Origin of the sequence: Streptomyces sp. NPDC005803 (assembly GCF_040630435.1) — a bacterium.
Lineage (GTDB): Bacteria > Actinomycetota > Actinomycetes > Streptomycetales > Streptomycetaceae > Streptomyces.
The window spans coordinates 76,674-92,237 of record NZ_JBEXXO010000004.1 but is presented as its reverse complement, the minus strand read 5'-3'; the positions used below and the strand labels follow the sequence as shown (position 1 = coordinate 92,237).

The following is a 15,564-nucleotide window of genomic DNA, read 5'->3' as shown; positions in this document are numbered from 1 at the left end:
CCGGTCACCCGCGCGGGCGGCGCCGGGTTCTGCGGAGGGGATCAGTCCCGGATGACGGTCGGCGTCCGTCCCCGCGTCCGGACCGGCCCTCGCGTCGGCCGCTGCCGCGGACACCGCGCTGACCGAGACCTTTGGCGGCGCGACCACGGACGTCCTCGCCGTGCTCGCCCTCCGCGGCGCCACGGCCCCGCGCGACCGCCACAGGGCCGGCGGACAAGGCTGACCAGGAGCGCCGCGCGCCTGACGGCCCCGTGCCCAAGGACGCGCCCCCCATGCCCCGGAGTACGGGGGCCCCGCGCGCGACACCGTGCTGTCACTGCCCGCAAGTAGGGTGGGAGACATGGCAGACCCCTCAAGCTACCGCCCCAAGCCGGGACAGATCCCCGACTCCCCGGGGGTCTACAAATTCCGCGACGAACACCGCCGGGTGATCTACGTCGGGAAGGCGAAAAGCCTGCGCCAGCGCCTGGCCAACTACTTCCAGGACCTGGCCGGCCTCCATCCGCGCACGCGCTCGATGGTGACCACTGCCGCGTCCGTGGAGTGGACCGTCGTCTCCACGGAGGTCGAGGCGCTCCAGCTCGAATACTCCTGGATCAAGGAATTCGACCCCCGGTTCAACGTCAAGTACCGCGACGACAAGAGCTACCCGTACCTCGCGGTCACGCTCAACGAGGAGTTCCCGCGCGTCCAGGTCATGCGCGGCGCCAAGAAGAAGGGCGTGCGCTACTTCGGTCCGTACGGGCACGCCTGGGCGATCCGCGAGACGGTCGACCTGATGCTGCGGGTCTTCCCGGTGCGTACGTGCTCCGCGGGCGTCTTCAAGAACGCCGCCAGGACCGGCCGCCCCTGCCTCCTCGGCTACATCGGCAAGTGCTCGGCCCCCTGCGTCGGCCGGGTCACCCCCGAGGAGCACCGCGAACTGGCGGACGAATTCTGCGACTTCATGGCCGGCCGCACCGGCACGTACATCCGCCGCCTGGAGAAGGACATGATGGCGGCGGCCGAGGACATGGAGTACGAGCGCGCGGCCCGCCTGCGGGACGACGTGGGGGCGCTCAAGCGCGCCATGGAGAAGAGCGCGGTCGTCCTCGCCGACGCCACCGACGCCGACCTGATCGCGGTCGCGGAGGACGAGCTGGAGGCCGCGGTCCAGATCTTCCACGTCCGCGGCGGCCGGGTGCGCGGCCAGCGCGGCTGGGTCACCGACAAGGTGGAGAACGTCGACACCTCAGGTCTCGTCGAGCACGCCCTCCAGCAGCTGTACGGCGAGGAGAGCGGCGACTCCGTCCCCAAGGAGGTCCTCGTCCCGGCCCTGCCCGAGGACCCCGAGGCGGTCTCCCAGTGGCTGGCCGGCCGCCGGGGCTCCCAGGTCAGCCTGCGCATCCCGCAGCGCGGAGACAAGAAGGACCTGATGGCCACGGTCCAGCGCAACGCCCAGCAGGCCCTCGGACTGCACAAGACCAAGCGCGCCTCCGACCTGACCACCCGCTCCCGGGCCCTGGAGGAGATCGCCGAGGCACTCGGCCTCGACACGGCCCCGCTGCGCATCGAGTGCTTCGACATCTCCCACCTCCAGGGCGACGACGTGGTGGCGTCGATGGTGGTCTTCGAGGACGGTCTGGCCCGCAAGGGGGAGTACCGCCGCTTCCAGATCAAGGGCTTCGAGGGCCAGGACGACGTGCGCTCCATGCACGAGGTGATCAGCCGGCGCTTCCGCCGCTACCTCCAGGAGAAGGAACGGACGGGGGAGTGGGAGGAGGGCCCCGCCGCCACAGGAGCCGTCCCGGCCGACCCGCGGGCCGTCGCCGCGCAGGAGCCCGATGAGGTGCCCGTCCCGGAGACCGCCGGGCTCGGCACGCCCGCCGGGGCCGGCGTACCCGTCGTCTCCGGCGCCTCTGCCGAGTTCGGTCCAGCCGCGCCGGCGCCCGAGGAGACTCTCGTGACGGAGCCCGCCGAGCCCCGGGAGGACGACGGGCGGCCCAAGCGGTTCGCCTACCCGCCGCAGCTCCTGGTGGTCGACGGCGGGCAGCCCCAGGTCGCCGCGGCCAAGCGGGCCCTGGACGAGCTGGGCATCGACGACATCGCCGTCTGCGGCCTGGCCAAGCGTCTGGAAGAGGTCTGGCTGCCCGATGACGACGACCCGGTGGTCCTGCCCCGCTCCAGCGAGGGCCTCTACCTCCTCCAGCGCGTGCGCGACGAGGCGCACCGCTTCGCCATCACCTACCAGCGCGCGAAACGGGCCAAGCGCATCCGCTCCAGCCCCCTGGACGCGGTCACCGGCCTCGGAGAGACCCGGAAGCAGGCCCTGATCAAGCATTTCGGCTCCGTCAAGAAGCTGAGGCAGGCGACAATCGAAGAGATCTGCGAGGTTCCGGGGATAGGCCGCAGGACGGCGGAATCAGTGGCTGTCGCCCTCGCCGCGGCCGCCCCGGCCGCGCCCGCCGTGAACACGGCCACCGGAGAGATCATTGAAGAGGACGACGGGGGCAGCACGACATGACCGAGAACGAGAACGAACACCGGCACGACCGCACAGACCGAGCATACGGAGCAGCACACGTGAGTACGGGCACCTCGAACGAGACGGGCGACAGCACGGTGGCCATCCCGGAGCTGGTCATCATCTCCGGAATGTCGGGCGCCGGGCGCAGCACGGCGGCCAAGTGTCTGGAGGACCTCGGCTGGTTCGTCGTCGACAACCTGCCGCCCGCGCTGATCCCCACCATGGTGGAGCTCGGCGCCCGCTCGCAGGGCAACGTGGCACGGATCGCCGTCGTCGTCGACGTCCGGGGCCGCCGCTTCTTCGACAACCTGCGGGAGTCCCTCGCCGACCTGGAGTCCAAGGGCGTCACCCGGCGGATCGTCTTCCTGGAGTCCTCCGACGACGCCCTGGTGCGCCGCTTCGAGTCGGTCCGCCGGCCGCACCCCCTCCAGGGCGACGGCCGCATCGTCGACGGGATCGCCGCCGAACGCGACCTGCTGCGCGAGCTGCGCGGCGACGCCGACCTGGTGATCGACACCTCCAGCCTCAACGTGCACGAACTGCGCGCCAAGATGGACGCCCAGTTCGCGGGCGACGAGGAGCCGGAGCTCCGGGCCACCGTGATGTCCTTCGGCTTCAAGTACGGGCTCCCCGTCGACGCCGACCTGGTGGCGGACTGCCGCTTCCTGCCCAACCCGCACTGGGTCCCCGAGCTGCGCCCCTTCACCGGGCTCAACGAGGAGGTGTCCGCGTACGTCTTCGACCAGCCGGGCGCCAAGGAGTTCCTCAACCAGTACACGGAGCTGCTCCAGCTCGTCGCCGCGGGTTACCGACGCGAGGGCAAGCGGTACGTGACGATCGCCGTCGGCTGTACCGGCGGCAAGCACCGCTCCGTGGCCATGTCGGAGAAGCTGGCCGCCCGGCTCGCCGCCGAGGGCATCGAGACCGTGCTCGTGCACCGGGACATGGGGCGCGAGTGACCAGTCGCAACATGCGCCTGCGCAGACTGCGCAGGGGCGCCCCGCTGTCGGGCCGCAAACGCGGCGCCCAGCCCAAGGTCGTCGCGCTCGGCGGCGGCATGGGCCTGTCCGCCTCGCTCACCGCGCTGCGGCGGATCACCGGCGACCTGACCGCCGTGGTCACCGTCGCCGACGACGGCGGATCCAGCGGCCGGCTCCGCGAGGAGCTGGGCGTCCTGCCGCCGGGCGACCTCCGCAAGGCGCTGGCCGCTCTGTGCGGTGACGACGCGTGGGGCCGGACGTGGGCCCAGGTCATCCAGCACCGCTTCCAGTCCAAGGGCGACCTGCACGAGCACGCGGTCGGCAATCTGCTGATCGTCGCCCTGTGGGAGCAGCTCGGCGACCCCGTACAGGCCCTGGACCTGGTCGGCAAGCTCCTCGGCGCGCACGGCCGGGTGCTGCCGATGTCCGCCGTGCCGCTGGAGCTCCAGGCCCTCGTGAAGGGCCACGACCCCCAGCGGCCGGAGGACGTGGACACGGTGCGCGGCCAGGCCACCGTGGCGCTCACCCCGGGCGAGGTCCAGTCCGTGCACGTGGTTCCGCACGACCCGCCGGCCGTCCCCGAGGCGGTCGCCGCGGTCCTGGACGCGGACTGGGTGGTGCTCGGTCCCGGGTCCTGGTTCTCCTCGGTCATCCCGCATCTGCTCGTCCCCGATCTGCTGGACGCGCTGATCGAAACGAAGGCCCGGAAGGTCCTCTCGCTGAACCTCGCACCGCAACCCGGCGAAACAGATGGCTTCTCTCCGCAGCGTCATTTGGAGGTTTTGGGACGACACGCCCCTAAACTCGCCCTGGACGTGGTGCTGGCCGACGAGGCCGCCGTGCCCGACCGCGAGTCCCTCGCCGACGCCGCAAAACGGCTCGGAGCCGCGGTCGAGCTGGCGCCCGTGGCCTCACCCGACGGCGATCCGATTCATGATCCGGAGCTGTTGGCCGCCGCGTACGACCGTATTTTTCGGATGCATGGAAGGATCGGCCCATGGCGATGACGCCAGCGGTGAAGGACGAAATCTCTCGGCTTCCCGTCACCCGGACCTGCTGCAGGAAGGCAGAAGTCTCGGCGATTCTTCGGTTCGCGGGTGGGCTGCACCTGGTGAGCGGCCGGATTGTGATCGAGGCGGAGCTGGACACCGCGATGGCGGCGCGCCGGCTGAAGCGGGACATCCTCGAGATCTTCGGGCACAGCTCGGAGCTGATCGTGATGGCCCCCGGCGGCCTGCGGCGCGGCTCCCGCTACGTCGTGCGGGTAGTGGCGGGCGGCGACCAGCTGGCCCGCCAGACGGGCTTGGTGGACGGTCGCGGCCGTCCCATCCGCGGGCTTCCCCCGCAGGTGGTCTCGGGGGCCACCTGCGATGCCGAGGCCGCCTGGCGCGGGGCCTTCCTGGCCCACGGCTCGCTCACCGAGCCGGGCCGCTCCTCCTCCCTGGAGGTGACCTGCCCGGGTCCGGAGGCCGCCCTCGCGCTGGTCGGCGCCGCGCGCAGGCTCTCCATCGCGGCGAAGGCCCGTGAGGTACGCGGCGTGGACCGGGTCGTCGTCCGGGACGGCGACGCGATCGGCGCCCTGCTCACCCGCCTCGGCGCCCATGAGTCGGTGCTCGCCTGGGAGGAGCGGCGGATGCGGCGCGAGGTGCGCGCCACCGCCAACCGGCTCGCCAACTTCGACGACGCGAACCTGCGCCGGTCCGCGCGTGCCGCGGTGGCCGCGGGCGCCCGGGTGGGCCGCGCCCTGGAGATCCTCGGCGAGGAGGTCCCGGAGCACCTCGCGGCGGCCGGGCGGCTGCGCATGGAGCACAAGCAGGCCTCCCTGGAGGAGCTGGGCGCCCTCGCCGACCCGCCGCTGACCAAGGACGCCGTCGCGGGCCGTATCCGCCGGCTGCTCGCCATGGCCGACAAGCGGGCCCAGGACCTCGGGATCCCGGGCACGGAATCCACCCTCAGCGAAGAGCTGGCCGACGGCCTGGTCGGCTGATCCGCGCCCCCGCGGGCGAGCGGCGGGGGGAACGCACCGCGTTCGCGCGGGCGTTGACGCTGCGTAATCGCCGCAGCGGGCGGGGGAAGACGTCCGGAGGCCCGTACTCCTACTGGGGAGTACGGGCCTTCGGTGTTCCTACGGCCCTGCTCGATGTCACCCCGAGGGCTTCGGAGGGGTAGGGTCGTAGGCGGTCGGGGACATCCCATACAACTCGCCGGCGTCGAAAACCGGCGTACCTAACGAGGAGATCGGTTCGTGACGATCCGCGTAGGCATCAACGGCTTTGGCCGCATCGGTCGTAACTACTTCCGCGCGCTGCTGGAGCAGGGTGCGGACATCGAGATCGTGGCTGTCAACGACCTGGGTGACACTGCGACCACGGCCCACCTGCTGAAGTACGACACCATTCTGGGTCGTCTCAAGGCAGAGGTGAGCCACACCGCCGACACCATCACCGTCGACGGCCACACCATCAAGGTGCTCTCCGAGCGCAACCCGGCGGACATCCCGTGGGGCGAGCTGGGCGTCGACATCGTCATCGAGTCGACCGGCATCTTCACCAAGAAGGCCGACGCCGCCAAGCACATCGCGGGCGGCGCCAAGAAGGTCCTCATCTCGGCTCCGGCCAAGGACGAGGACATCACCATCGTGATGGGCGTCAACCAGGACAAGTACGACGCGGCCAACCACCACGTCATCTCCAACGCCTCCTGCACCACCAACTGTGTGGCGCCGATGGCCAAGGTTCTCGACGAGAACTTCGGCATCGTCAAGGGCCTGATGACGACGGTCCACGCGTACACGAACGACCAGCGCATCCTGGACTTCCCGCACTCCGACCTGCGTCGCGCCCGCGCCGCCGCGGAGAACATCATCCCGACCACGACGGGTGCCGCCAAGGCCACCGCCCTGGTCCTGCCGCAGCTCAAGGGCAAGCTCGACGGCATCGCGATGCGCGTCCCGGTCCCGACCGGCTCCGCCACCGACCTGGTCGTGACCCTGCAGCGCGAGGTCACCAAGGACGAGGTCAACGCCGCGTTCAAGAAGGCGTCCGACGACGGCGACCTCAAGGGCTTCCTGACGTACACCGAGGACCCGATCGTGTCCTCGGACATCGTCGGCGACCCGTCGTCCTGCACCTTCGACTCCTCCCTGACCATGGTCCAGGAGGGCAACACGGTGAAGATCCTCGGCTGGTACGACAACGAGTGGGGTTACTCCAACCGCCTCGTCGACCTGACCGTCTTCGTCGGCGGCCAGCTCTGATCCTCGGATCGGCAGGCACCTCGATGTGAGCACGGGGCTCGAACAGCGCAACGCAGCGCCGTTCGGGCCCCGTCGCATGCTCCCTCGTCCTCCAAGGAGTCCAGACAGATGAAGACGATCGACGAACTTCTCGCCGAAGGGGTCACCGGCAAGCGCGTATTCGTCCGCGCCGACCTCAACGTGCCGCTGAGCGGCACCACCATCACCGACGACGGCCGCATCCGTGCCGTCCAGCCGACCGTGGCGAAGCTGGCCGGGGCCGGTGCCCGGGTCGTCGTCGCCTCGCACCTGGGCCGCCCCAAGGGCGCCCCGGACCCGGCGTTCTCGCTGGCGCCCGCGGCCGCCCGCCTCGGCGAACTGCTGGGGACGGACGTGGCCTTCGCGACCGACACGGTCGGCGAGTCCGCCCGCGCCACCGTCGCCGCGCTCACCGACGGCCAGGTCGCCGTCATCGAGAACCTCCGCTTCAACGCCGGCGAGACGTCGAAGGACGACGCCGAGCGCGGCGCCTTCGCCGACCAGCTGGCCGAGCTCGCCGATCTGTACGTGGGCGACGGCTTCGGTGCCGTCCACCGCAAGCACGCCTCGGTCTTCGACCTCCCGGCCCGGCTCCCGCACGCCGCGGGCGACCTGATCGCCACCGAGGTCGGCGTCCTGAAGAAGCTCACCGACGACGTTCAGCGTCCCTACGCGGTCGTGCTCGGCGGCGCCAAGGTCTCCGACAAGCTCGGCGTCATCGACCACCTCCTGGAGCGCGCCGACCGCATCCTCATCGGCGGCGGCATGGCGTACACCTTCCTCAAGGCCCAGGGCCACGAGGTCGGCAGCTCGCTGCTGCAGGAGGACCAGATCCCGGTCGTGCGGGAGTACCTCCAGCGCGCCGAGGAGAAGGGCGTGGAGTTCGTTCTTCCGGTCGACGTCGTGGTCGCCCCGGCGTTCCCGGACCTCAAGACGAAGGCCCCGGCCCACCCCGCCACCGTCGCCGCCGACGCCATGCCGGCCGGGCAGATGGGGCTGGACAACGGCCCGGAGACCAACAAGCTCTACGCATCGAAGCTCGCCGACGCGGCCACCGTCTTCTGGAACGGCCCGATGGGCGTCTTCGAGCACCCCGACTTCGCCGAGGGCACCCGGGCCGTCGCCCAGGCCCTCGTCGACTCCTCGGGCTTCAGCGTGGTCGGCGGTGGCGACTCCGCCGCCGCGGTCCGCATCCTGGGCTTCGACGAGAACGCGTTCGGACATATCTCGACCGGTGGCGGCGCCAGCCTCGAATACCTCGAGGGCAAGACGCTTCCCGGCCTCGCCGCACTGGAGGACTGACCTTTCATGACCGCTACCGCCCAAGGCCGGACCCCGCTGATGGCGGGCAACTGGAAGATGAACCTCAACCACCTCGAGGCCATCGCCCACGTCCAGAAGCTCGCCTTCGCCCTGGCCGACAAGGACTACGACGCCGTCGAGGTCGCCGTCCTGCCGCCCTTCACCGACCTGCGCTCCGTGCAGACGCTGGTCGACGGCGACAAGCTGAAGATCAAGTACGGTGCCCAGGACATCTCGGCGCACGACTCCGGCGCGTACACCGGTGAGATCTCCGGCGCGATGCTCGCCAAGCTGAAGTGCACCTATGTGGCCATCGGCCACTCCGAGCGCCGCCAGTACCACCACGAGACCGACGAGATCGTCAACGCGAAGGTCAAGGCCGCCTACAAGAACGGTCTCACCCCGATCCTGTGCGTCGGCGAGGAGGAGTCGGTCCGCGAGGAGAGCCGCCACGTCGCGCACACCCTCGCGCAGGTCGACGGCGGGCTCAAGGACATTCCGGCCGAGCAGGCCGGGTCCATCGTGATCGCGTACGAGCCGGTCTGGGCCATCGGGACCGGCAAGGTCTGCGGCGCCGACGACGCCCAGGAGGTCTGCGGGGCAATCCGCAGCCGGCTCGCCGAGCTGTACTCCCAGGAGCTGGCCGACGCGGTCCGCATCCAGTACGGCGGCTCGGTGAAGTCGGGGAATGTCGCGGAGATCATGGCAAAGCCCGACATCGACGGCGCGCTGATCGGCGGCGCCGCACTGGACGCCGACGAGTTCGTCAAGATCGTCCGCTTCCGCGACCAGTGAGTATGCGCTAGCGCGGATCCGTCGTACCCTTGCGGGGGCCGAGGAGGGCAGCCTCCCGGCCCCCGTTGTTCGCACGTGCAGTCAGGAATTTTCGGAAAGTAGGGACCAGCCGTGATTTTGGGGTTCGAGATCGCCCTGATCGTCTTCAGCCTGCTGCTGATGCTGCTGGTGCTGATGCACAAGGGGAAGGGCGGCGGTCTCTCCGACATGTTCGGTGGCGGCATGCAGTCGTCCGTCGGCGGTTCCTCGGTCGCCGAGCGCAACCTCGACCGGATCACCGTCGTGGTCGGTCTGGGCTGGTTCGCGTGCATCGTGGTGCTTGGTCTGCTCATCAAGCTGGACAACTGACCCGTCGTACGCGATTCCGGTGAGGGTGTAACTCCAACCACTGGACGCGCGTTGGGCCTTACGTAGACTGGGGCATCTTCGAGCACCATCACGCAGGGAGTTACGACCGTGGCAAGTGGCAACGCGATCCGGGGAAGCCGGGTCGGAGCGGGGCCGATGGGGGAGGCCGAGCGCGGCGAGTCCGCGCCCCGGGCCCGCATCTCCTTCTGGTGCTCGAACGGGCACGAGACGCAGCCGAGCTTCGCCCATGACGCGCAGGTACCGGAGACCTGGGACTGCCCGCGCTGTGGATTCCCGGCCGGCCAGGACCGGGACAGCCCGCCGGACCCGCCGCGCACCGAGCCGTACAAGACGCATCTCGCGTACGTACGCGAGCGGCGCAGCGACGCGGACGGGGAGGCCATCCTCGCCGAGGCCCTCGCCAAGCTCCGCGGCGAGATCTAGAGCCTTCGTGCCTCACTGACAGTCGTTCACCGGCCGGACACCCCCTGGGTGCCCGGCCGGAACGCTTCTGCCGTGCCGCAGCCCGCCGCCGTCCCGTCCGCCGCCCTGATCAATTAAGTTGGAGGGGCAGCGGGGAACTGCGGTTACGAGAAGAAGTGGGCTGATGTCCGGGATGAACGCACAAAGCCGAGCCAGGCTCAACCAGACGCCGGAATGGACCGCGCTGGGAAAGCACCGTGAGCAGCTCGGGACGACCCATCTGCGACAGCTGTTCGCGGACGATCCGGAGCGCGGCACGCGATACGCCCTGCGCGTCGGTGACCTGTACCTCGACTACTCCAAGCAGCTGGTCACCGACGAGACGCTCCGGCTGCTCCGTGAGCTGGCCGGGGCCACCGGTGTCGCCGAGCTGCGGGACGCCATGTTCCGCGGCGACAAGATCAACACCACCGAGGACCGGGCCGTCCTGCACACCGCGCTCCGCGCCCCGCGGGGCGCCGTGATCGAGGCCGACGGCGAGAACGTGGTGCCCGCCGTGCACGCGGTGCTCGACAAGATGGCCGCCTTCTCCGACCGCATCCGGTCGGGCGAGTGGACCGGTCACACCGGCCGGCCCATCAAGAACATCGTCAACATCGGTATCGGCGGCTCCGACCTCGGTCCCGCCATGGCGTACGAGGCGCTGCGCTCCTTCACGGACCGCTCGCTCACCGTCCGCTTCGTCTCCAACGTCGACGGCGCCGACCTGCACGAGGCCGTGCACGACCTCGACCCGGCCGAGACGCTGTTCATCATCGCGTCGAAGACCTTCACCACGATCGAGACGATCACCAACGCCACCTCGGCCCGCGACTGGCTGCTGACCGGCCTGAGGGCGGATCAGGACGCGGTGGCCAAGCACTTCGTGGCCCTGTCGACGAACGCCGAGAAGGTCTCGGACTTCGGCATCGACACCGCCAACATGTTCGAGTTCTGGGACTGGGTCGGCGGCCGCTACTCGTACGACTCGGCCATCGGCCTCTCGCTGATGATCGCCATCGGTCCTGACCGGTTCCGCGAGATGCTCGACGGCTTCCACCTGGTCGACGAGCACTTCCGCACCGCCCCGGCCGAGGAGAACGCCCCGCTGCTGCTGGGCCTGCTGGGCGTCTGGTACGGCGCGTTCTTCGACGCCCAGTCGCACGCCGTGCTGCCCTACAGCCACTACCTGTCCAAGTTCACGGCGTACCTGCAGCAGCTGGACATGGAGTCCAACGGCAAGTCCGTGGACCGGGACGGCAATCCGGTCGACTGGCAGACCGGCCCGGTCGTCTGGGGCACCCCCGGCACCAACGGTCAGCACGCCTACTACCAGCTGATCCACCAGGGCACCAAGGTCATCCCGGCCGACTTCATCGGCTTCGCCGAGCCGGTCGACGCCCTGCTGCCCGGCCTGGTCGCCCAGCACGACCTGCTGATGGCCAACTTCTTCGCCCAGACCCAGGCCCTGGCCTTCGGCAAGACGCCGGACGAGGTGCGCGCCGAGGGGGTCCCCGAGGAGCTGGTGCCGCACAAGACGTTCCGGGGCAACCACCCGACGACGACGATCCTCGCCGACCGGCTCACCCCCTCCGTGCTCGGCCAGCTGATCGCGCTCTACGAGCACAAGGTCTTCGTCCAGGGCGCCATCTGGAACATCGACTCGTTCGACCAGTGGGGTGTCGAACTCGGCAAGGTCCTCGCCAAGCGGATCGAACCGGTGCTGACGAAGGGCGAGGGCGCCGAGCAGCTGGACAGTTCGACGGCCGCGCTCGTCGCCTCGTACCGCGAGCTGCGGGGGCGCTGAGCCGATGACCGTGGGGGAGGGGGCGGTACGGTCCGGATCGACGGCCGGTCTCAGGGCTCCGGCCCACACGGTGGATCCGCGGGCCGTCCGCTGGTGGCGGGCGCGGTGGCTGCTGCTGACGGCGTTGCCGGTGGTGGTCCTGGCCGTGCTGGGCGCGTTCCTCGCGTCCGCCCGGTTCTGGCTGCTGCTGCCCGCCGCGGTGCTCGCTGTCCTCGGTACGGGCTGCGCCGTCCTCGTCCCCCTCTGGTGGTTCCGTACCCACCGCTGGGAGGTCACGGACGAGGCGGTGTACGTGCGGACGGGGGTGCTGTGGCAGGAGTGGCGGATCGCGCCGATGTCACGGATCCAGACCGTGGACACCGTGCGCGGGCCGCTCGAACAGCTCTGCCGCCTCGCCACGGTCACCGTCACCACCGCCTCGTCCAAGGGCGCGGTCCGGATCGAGGGCCTCGACCACGAGCTGGCGGCCGAGCTCGCCGAGCGGCTGACCCGGATCACCCAGGACACCCCCGGCGACGCCACATGACCACGGCGGACACCGTCCCGGACGAGACAGCCCCGGACGGCGCGGACGAGGCCGGCCCGGCCGCCGCCCCCGGATGGCGCCGCCTGGAGCGGCGTACCGTCCTGGCCACCGGCCTCGTCACGGCGGGCGTGGCGGCCGGAGCCGCCGTGCCGACGACCCTCGGGCTGTCGGGACGGTTCGGGTTCGCCGCCGCCGTCGCCTGGGTGCTGACCGGGGCGGCTCTTCTGATCGGCGCCAGCGCGGGCGCCGACTACATACGGTGGCGCCGCACCCGTTACCGCGTCGGCGCCGACCGGGTGGAGCTCCACACCGGCCTCCTGCTCGTCCGGAAGCGCTCCCTGGCCCGGGAACGGATCCGCAGCGTCGACCTCACCGCCCACCTCCTCCAGCGTGTCCTCGGCCTGGTCACCGTCCGGATCGGCACCGGTGAGCACACCGGCGACGACTCGGCCCTGGAACTCGACCCGGTCCGGCGCGCCGAAGGCGAGCGACTGCGCCGCGCGCTCCTGGCACGGGACCTCACCGGGACGGCCGGCAGCCACCGTGAGGGCGAACTCGTCACGCTCGACCCGCGCTGGATCCGCTACGCACCGGTCTCGTTCGTCGCACCCGCCCTCGGCGGCGCCGCCGCCGGAGCCGTGCTGCAGGTCAGCGACTGGTTCGGGGCGCAGGGACAGGTGATCGAGTGGGTCGGCGACCGGCTCCGGGACCTCTCCCTGCCCTCCGCGATCGTGCTCCTCGCCCTGGCCGCGACGCTCGCCGGCGTCGTCGGCGCGCTGGGGCTCTGGGTCGAGATGTGGTGGAACTACCGCCTCGAACGAGAGCCGGGCGGCACCCTGCGCATCCGACGCGGACTGCTCACCTCCCGGTCCGTCTCCATCGAGGAGCGGCGGCTGCGCGGTGTCGACCTCGTCGAGCCGCTCGGCGTCCGGCTGCTGGGCGCCGCCCGGATCGACGCCATCACCACCGGACTCGCCAAGGACGACGAGGAACAGCACGGCGGCCACCACACCCTGCTGCCCGCCGTGCCCCGGCCCGTCGCCGACCAGGCAGCCGCCGCCGTGCTGCGCGAGACGGTGTCCCCGACCGGCGCCCCGCTGACCGCGCATCCGCCCGCCGCACGGGGCCGGCGGCTGCGCAGAGCGTACGCGGCGGTCCTGGCACCCGTCCTGGTCCTTTCCCTGCTCGGCGCCCTGCTCACGCCCGTCCTGTTCTGGGCGGCCCTGGGCTGCGCCGCCGTCGGGCTGCCCGTCGGGGTGCTCCTGGCCCGCGACGCCTACCGCGGTCTCGGCCACACCCTCAGCGGTGGCTACCTGGTGACCCGCTCGGGCACCCTGCGCCGCTCCACGGCCGCGCTGGAGCGGGCCGGGGTGATCGGCTGGACGGTGAGGCAGTCGTACTTCCAGCGGCGGGCCGGGGTACTGCACGTCACCGCGACGACGGCCGCGGGAGCGGGGGCGTACACGGTGTACGACGCGGACGCGTCCGAAGGCCTGGTCTTCGCCTCCGAAGCCGTCCCCGGCCTGCTGGAACCCTTCCTCGACCGGGCCTGAGCCCGGGGGCCCGTACGGGCTCCGCCGCGGAGTCTTCGATTCATGTCGCCCCTGCTCGATCGAGCGTGTTCTTGAGCCGGTCGAAGCACCACGTATCGCCCGCTGGACTACAGCTTGCCCGGCACCACCCACTCCGTCATCGCCGCAGCGGCCGCCCGCACAGTGAGCGGGTCAGTCGAGGCGGCTTCTCACTCCTCGACGTCAGCGACGTGGTCGTCCCTCGACGTCAGCGACGTGGTCGTCAGAACAACTGCATCGGCCCGTACGGCCCCCGGGCTCAGGGAGCGACCAGGGTGGTGGCCTCGAAGGCGGCGACGCCGGCCGGCGGCGGGGCGTCCCGGGCCTCCGGCTCGGGATGGCCGGCGGCCAGGACGTACAGCGGGGTGTGGCCGGTGTTGTCCAGGCCGCAGCGGCCGGCGACCGCGGAGTCCCTGAAGGCACCGGTCTGGGCGGGGCCGAGGCCGAGGGCCGTCGCGGTCAGGGCGAAGGTCTGGCCCAGGTGTCCGGCATCGAGCAGACAGACGCGGTAGGCGCGCGGCGTCGGGTACTTCACGCTCATCCGTTCCAGACGCGCGGCGAGCACCACGAAGAAGGCGGGCCGAGCGGCCCACGACTGGTCGGCGCAGAGATGGGCGGCGTCCTGGGGCGTGAAGCCCTCGGAGAGCAGTTCGAGCGCGTGCAGCAATCCGTTGTAGTGGTACCAGCCGGGGGAGAGACCGCTGACCCCGAGGACGCCGACGTAGGCGTCGATCTCCTGCCGGGAGCCGCCCTGCGGGCTGGTTCGGCGGTACAGCGCGCCCCGCCCGCAGTCGATGAAGTCGACGGGCCCGAACACCGCGGCCAGCAGGGCGGCCAGGGTGTCGAGGGACACCGGCGCGCCGGTGAAGTCGCGGTGGGTGCGCCGTTCGTACAGGACCTCTCCCAGCGGGGTCCGGAGCTCGGCCGGCCGCCGCGGCAGCAGGACCCGGGGAGCCGCCGGGTGACTGGTGAACAGCGGCGGGAGCGGCCCGGCGGGTGCTTCGGCGCCCGCAGGGCCGCCGGCCTCGCCGTCGGGCGGGGCCGGGGCGTCCCCGGCCGGGTGCCCGTCGTACACGTCCGACGTGGCGTAGTGGAAGAACGACGCCTCCGGCATCCACGCGCCCCACTGCCCGGCGATCAGCTCGTCGCGCCGGGCGGCCGTGCTGCCCTGCGCCAGCAGGGCCCCCGCGTCGACCAGTGCCGCGACGGCCTCCTCGATCGTGTCCGGAGTCAGGTGGCCGAGCCGCCCGGCCGCCTCGTCGGGGGTGCTCCACTCGTCGAAGGCGGTCAGGATCTCCGCCGCGGCGGGGTGCAGTTCCATCGACGTGCCGTGCGGGTGGGGGTGGACGACGAACGCGCCCTCGTGCCAGTAGCACGTCAGGCAACGGGAGCGGCGAAGGCGCAAGGTGACTCCTCGGCGGTGCGCGAAGGGCGGGGGCGGGAAGGGCGTACGGGAAGGGCGTACGGAAGGTGAGCTGACACCCGCGTGGGGCCGGAGGGAACGGGGGAGCCGGCCCCACGCGGACGCGATCAGGCCGCTCGGTAGGCCCACGTCCAGTTCCAGCTGGAACGTTCGCCGGCCTGGGGGCGGTCGGCCCGGACGGCCGTCCGGTGCTTCATCTCAATCCTGCGCATGGTGGGTCACCTCCTTTCGGAGCTATTCGCCGCGGGTGCCGCGGCGGGGACTTCTCCATGACGCAGCACGCATTCGGTAAATGCAAGAAGAGCCCGCTCATGTCACCCGTTCGTGGCCGGGTCCATGGCCTTGGATTTCTCTTTGCGTCGCATCTGTGGGGTGCGATGTCACCTATGGTGCACCGTTGTTTCCGGCGGGCGTGAAATCGGGACCGTGTGTGGATATGGGTGCGCTCTCATCGTCCGTCCCCGCTCGTGAGAGTTGCGGCCGGACCGAGTGGATGGCGCATCGCCGCTGGTCACAGAGGTTTGCGGACGGTCCTTACTGATTTCTTTCCGTTTCTTTTCGGTTACCTGT

General features: G+C 71.0%; 13 protein-coding genes. 12 read left to right on the top strand and 1 reads right to left on the bottom strand.

Going from position 1 to position 15,564, the window contains the following annotated elements; genetic code table 11:
• The first annotated feature begins 340 nt into the window (after positions 1-340).
• The 12 genes from uvrC to ABZ454_RS07590 all read left to right on the top strand — a co-directional run bounded on the left by uvrC (position 341) and on the right by ABZ454_RS07590 (position 13,553).
• The gene (gene uvrC / locus ABZ454_RS07645) at positions 341-2,503 is read left to right on the top strand and encodes an excinuclease ABC subunit UvrC (protein ID WP_359536497.1); all 2,163 of its coding nucleotides are present in this window, start codon (positions 341-343) and stop codon (positions 2,501-2,503) included.
• Entirely contained in the window at positions 2,500-3,465 is a 966-nt protein-coding gene (gene rapZ, locus ABZ454_RS07640) for an RNase adapter RapZ (protein ID WP_356321645.1), read from the top strand. Before uvrC ends, rapZ begins: the two co-directional genes overlap by 4 nt.
• Positions 3,462-4,493: a uridine diphosphate-N-acetylglucosamine-binding protein YvcK gene (gene yvcK / locus ABZ454_RS07635; protein ID WP_356321646.1), complete on the top strand. Its 1,032-nt coding sequence runs from the start codon at positions 3,462-3,464 to the stop codon at positions 4,491-4,493. Before rapZ ends, yvcK begins: the two co-directional genes overlap by 4 nt.
• A complete protein-coding gene (gene whiA / locus ABZ454_RS07630; protein WP_030919772.1) occupies positions 4,484-5,473 on the top strand; it encodes a DNA-binding protein WhiA in 990 nt (329 codons plus the stop codon). Before yvcK ends, whiA begins: the two co-directional genes overlap by 10 nt.
• A 258-nt stretch (positions 5,474-5,731) precedes the next feature.
• Positions 5,732-6,742, top strand: a complete 1,011-nt coding sequence (gene gap / locus ABZ454_RS07625) for a type I glyceraldehyde-3-phosphate dehydrogenase (RefSeq protein ID WP_136328654.1) — start codon at positions 5,732-5,734, stop codon at positions 6,740-6,742.
• Between the two features lie 108 nt (positions 6,743-6,850).
• Entirely contained in the window at positions 6,851-8,062 is a 1,212-nt protein-coding gene (locus ABZ454_RS07620; protein ID WP_359536496.1) for a phosphoglycerate kinase, read from the top strand.
• A gap of 39 nt (positions 8,063-8,101) precedes the next feature.
• Positions 8,102-8,857, top strand: a complete 756-nt coding sequence (tpiA, locus tag ABZ454_RS07615) for a triose-phosphate isomerase (RefSeq protein ID WP_359536715.1) — start codon at positions 8,102-8,104, stop codon at positions 8,855-8,857.
• Between the two features lie 111 nt (positions 8,858-8,968).
• Complete coding sequence (secG, locus tag ABZ454_RS07610; protein WP_018104607.1) at positions 8,969-9,205, top strand: preprotein translocase subunit SecG; 237 nt, start codon at positions 8,969-8,971, stop codon at positions 9,203-9,205.
• Positions 9,206-9,313: 108 nt separating this feature from the next.
• Complete coding sequence (locus tag ABZ454_RS07605) at positions 9,314-9,649, top strand: RNA polymerase-binding protein RbpA (RefSeq protein ID WP_078622699.1); 336 nt, start codon at positions 9,314-9,316, stop codon at positions 9,647-9,649.
• A gap of 172 nt (positions 9,650-9,821) precedes the next feature.
• Positions 9,822-11,474 (top strand): glucose-6-phosphate isomerase, encoded by a 1,653-nt coding sequence (gene pgi, locus ABZ454_RS07600; RefSeq protein WP_359536495.1) that lies wholly within the window; start codon positions 9,822-9,824, stop codon positions 11,472-11,474.
• A gap of 4 nt (positions 11,475-11,478) precedes the next feature.
• On the top strand, positions 11,479-12,000 hold the full coding sequence (locus ABZ454_RS07595; protein WP_356321649.1) for a PH domain-containing protein: 522 nt from the start codon (positions 11,479-11,481) through the stop codon (positions 11,998-12,000).
• Entirely contained in the window at positions 11,997-13,553 is a 1,557-nt protein-coding gene (locus tag ABZ454_RS07590; RefSeq protein WP_359536494.1) for a PH domain-containing protein, read from the top strand. The genes ABZ454_RS07595 and ABZ454_RS07590 overlap by 4 nt, the downstream gene beginning before the upstream one ends.
• A gap of 277 nt (positions 13,554-13,830) precedes the next feature.
• On the opposite strand, the gene ABZ454_RS07585 is transcribed toward ABZ454_RS07590, so the two are convergent.
• Entirely contained in the window at positions 13,831-14,976 is a 1,146-nt protein-coding gene (locus ABZ454_RS07585; protein ID WP_359536493.1) for a SagB/ThcOx family dehydrogenase, read from the bottom strand.
• Positions 14,977-15,564: the final 588 nt, after the last annotated feature.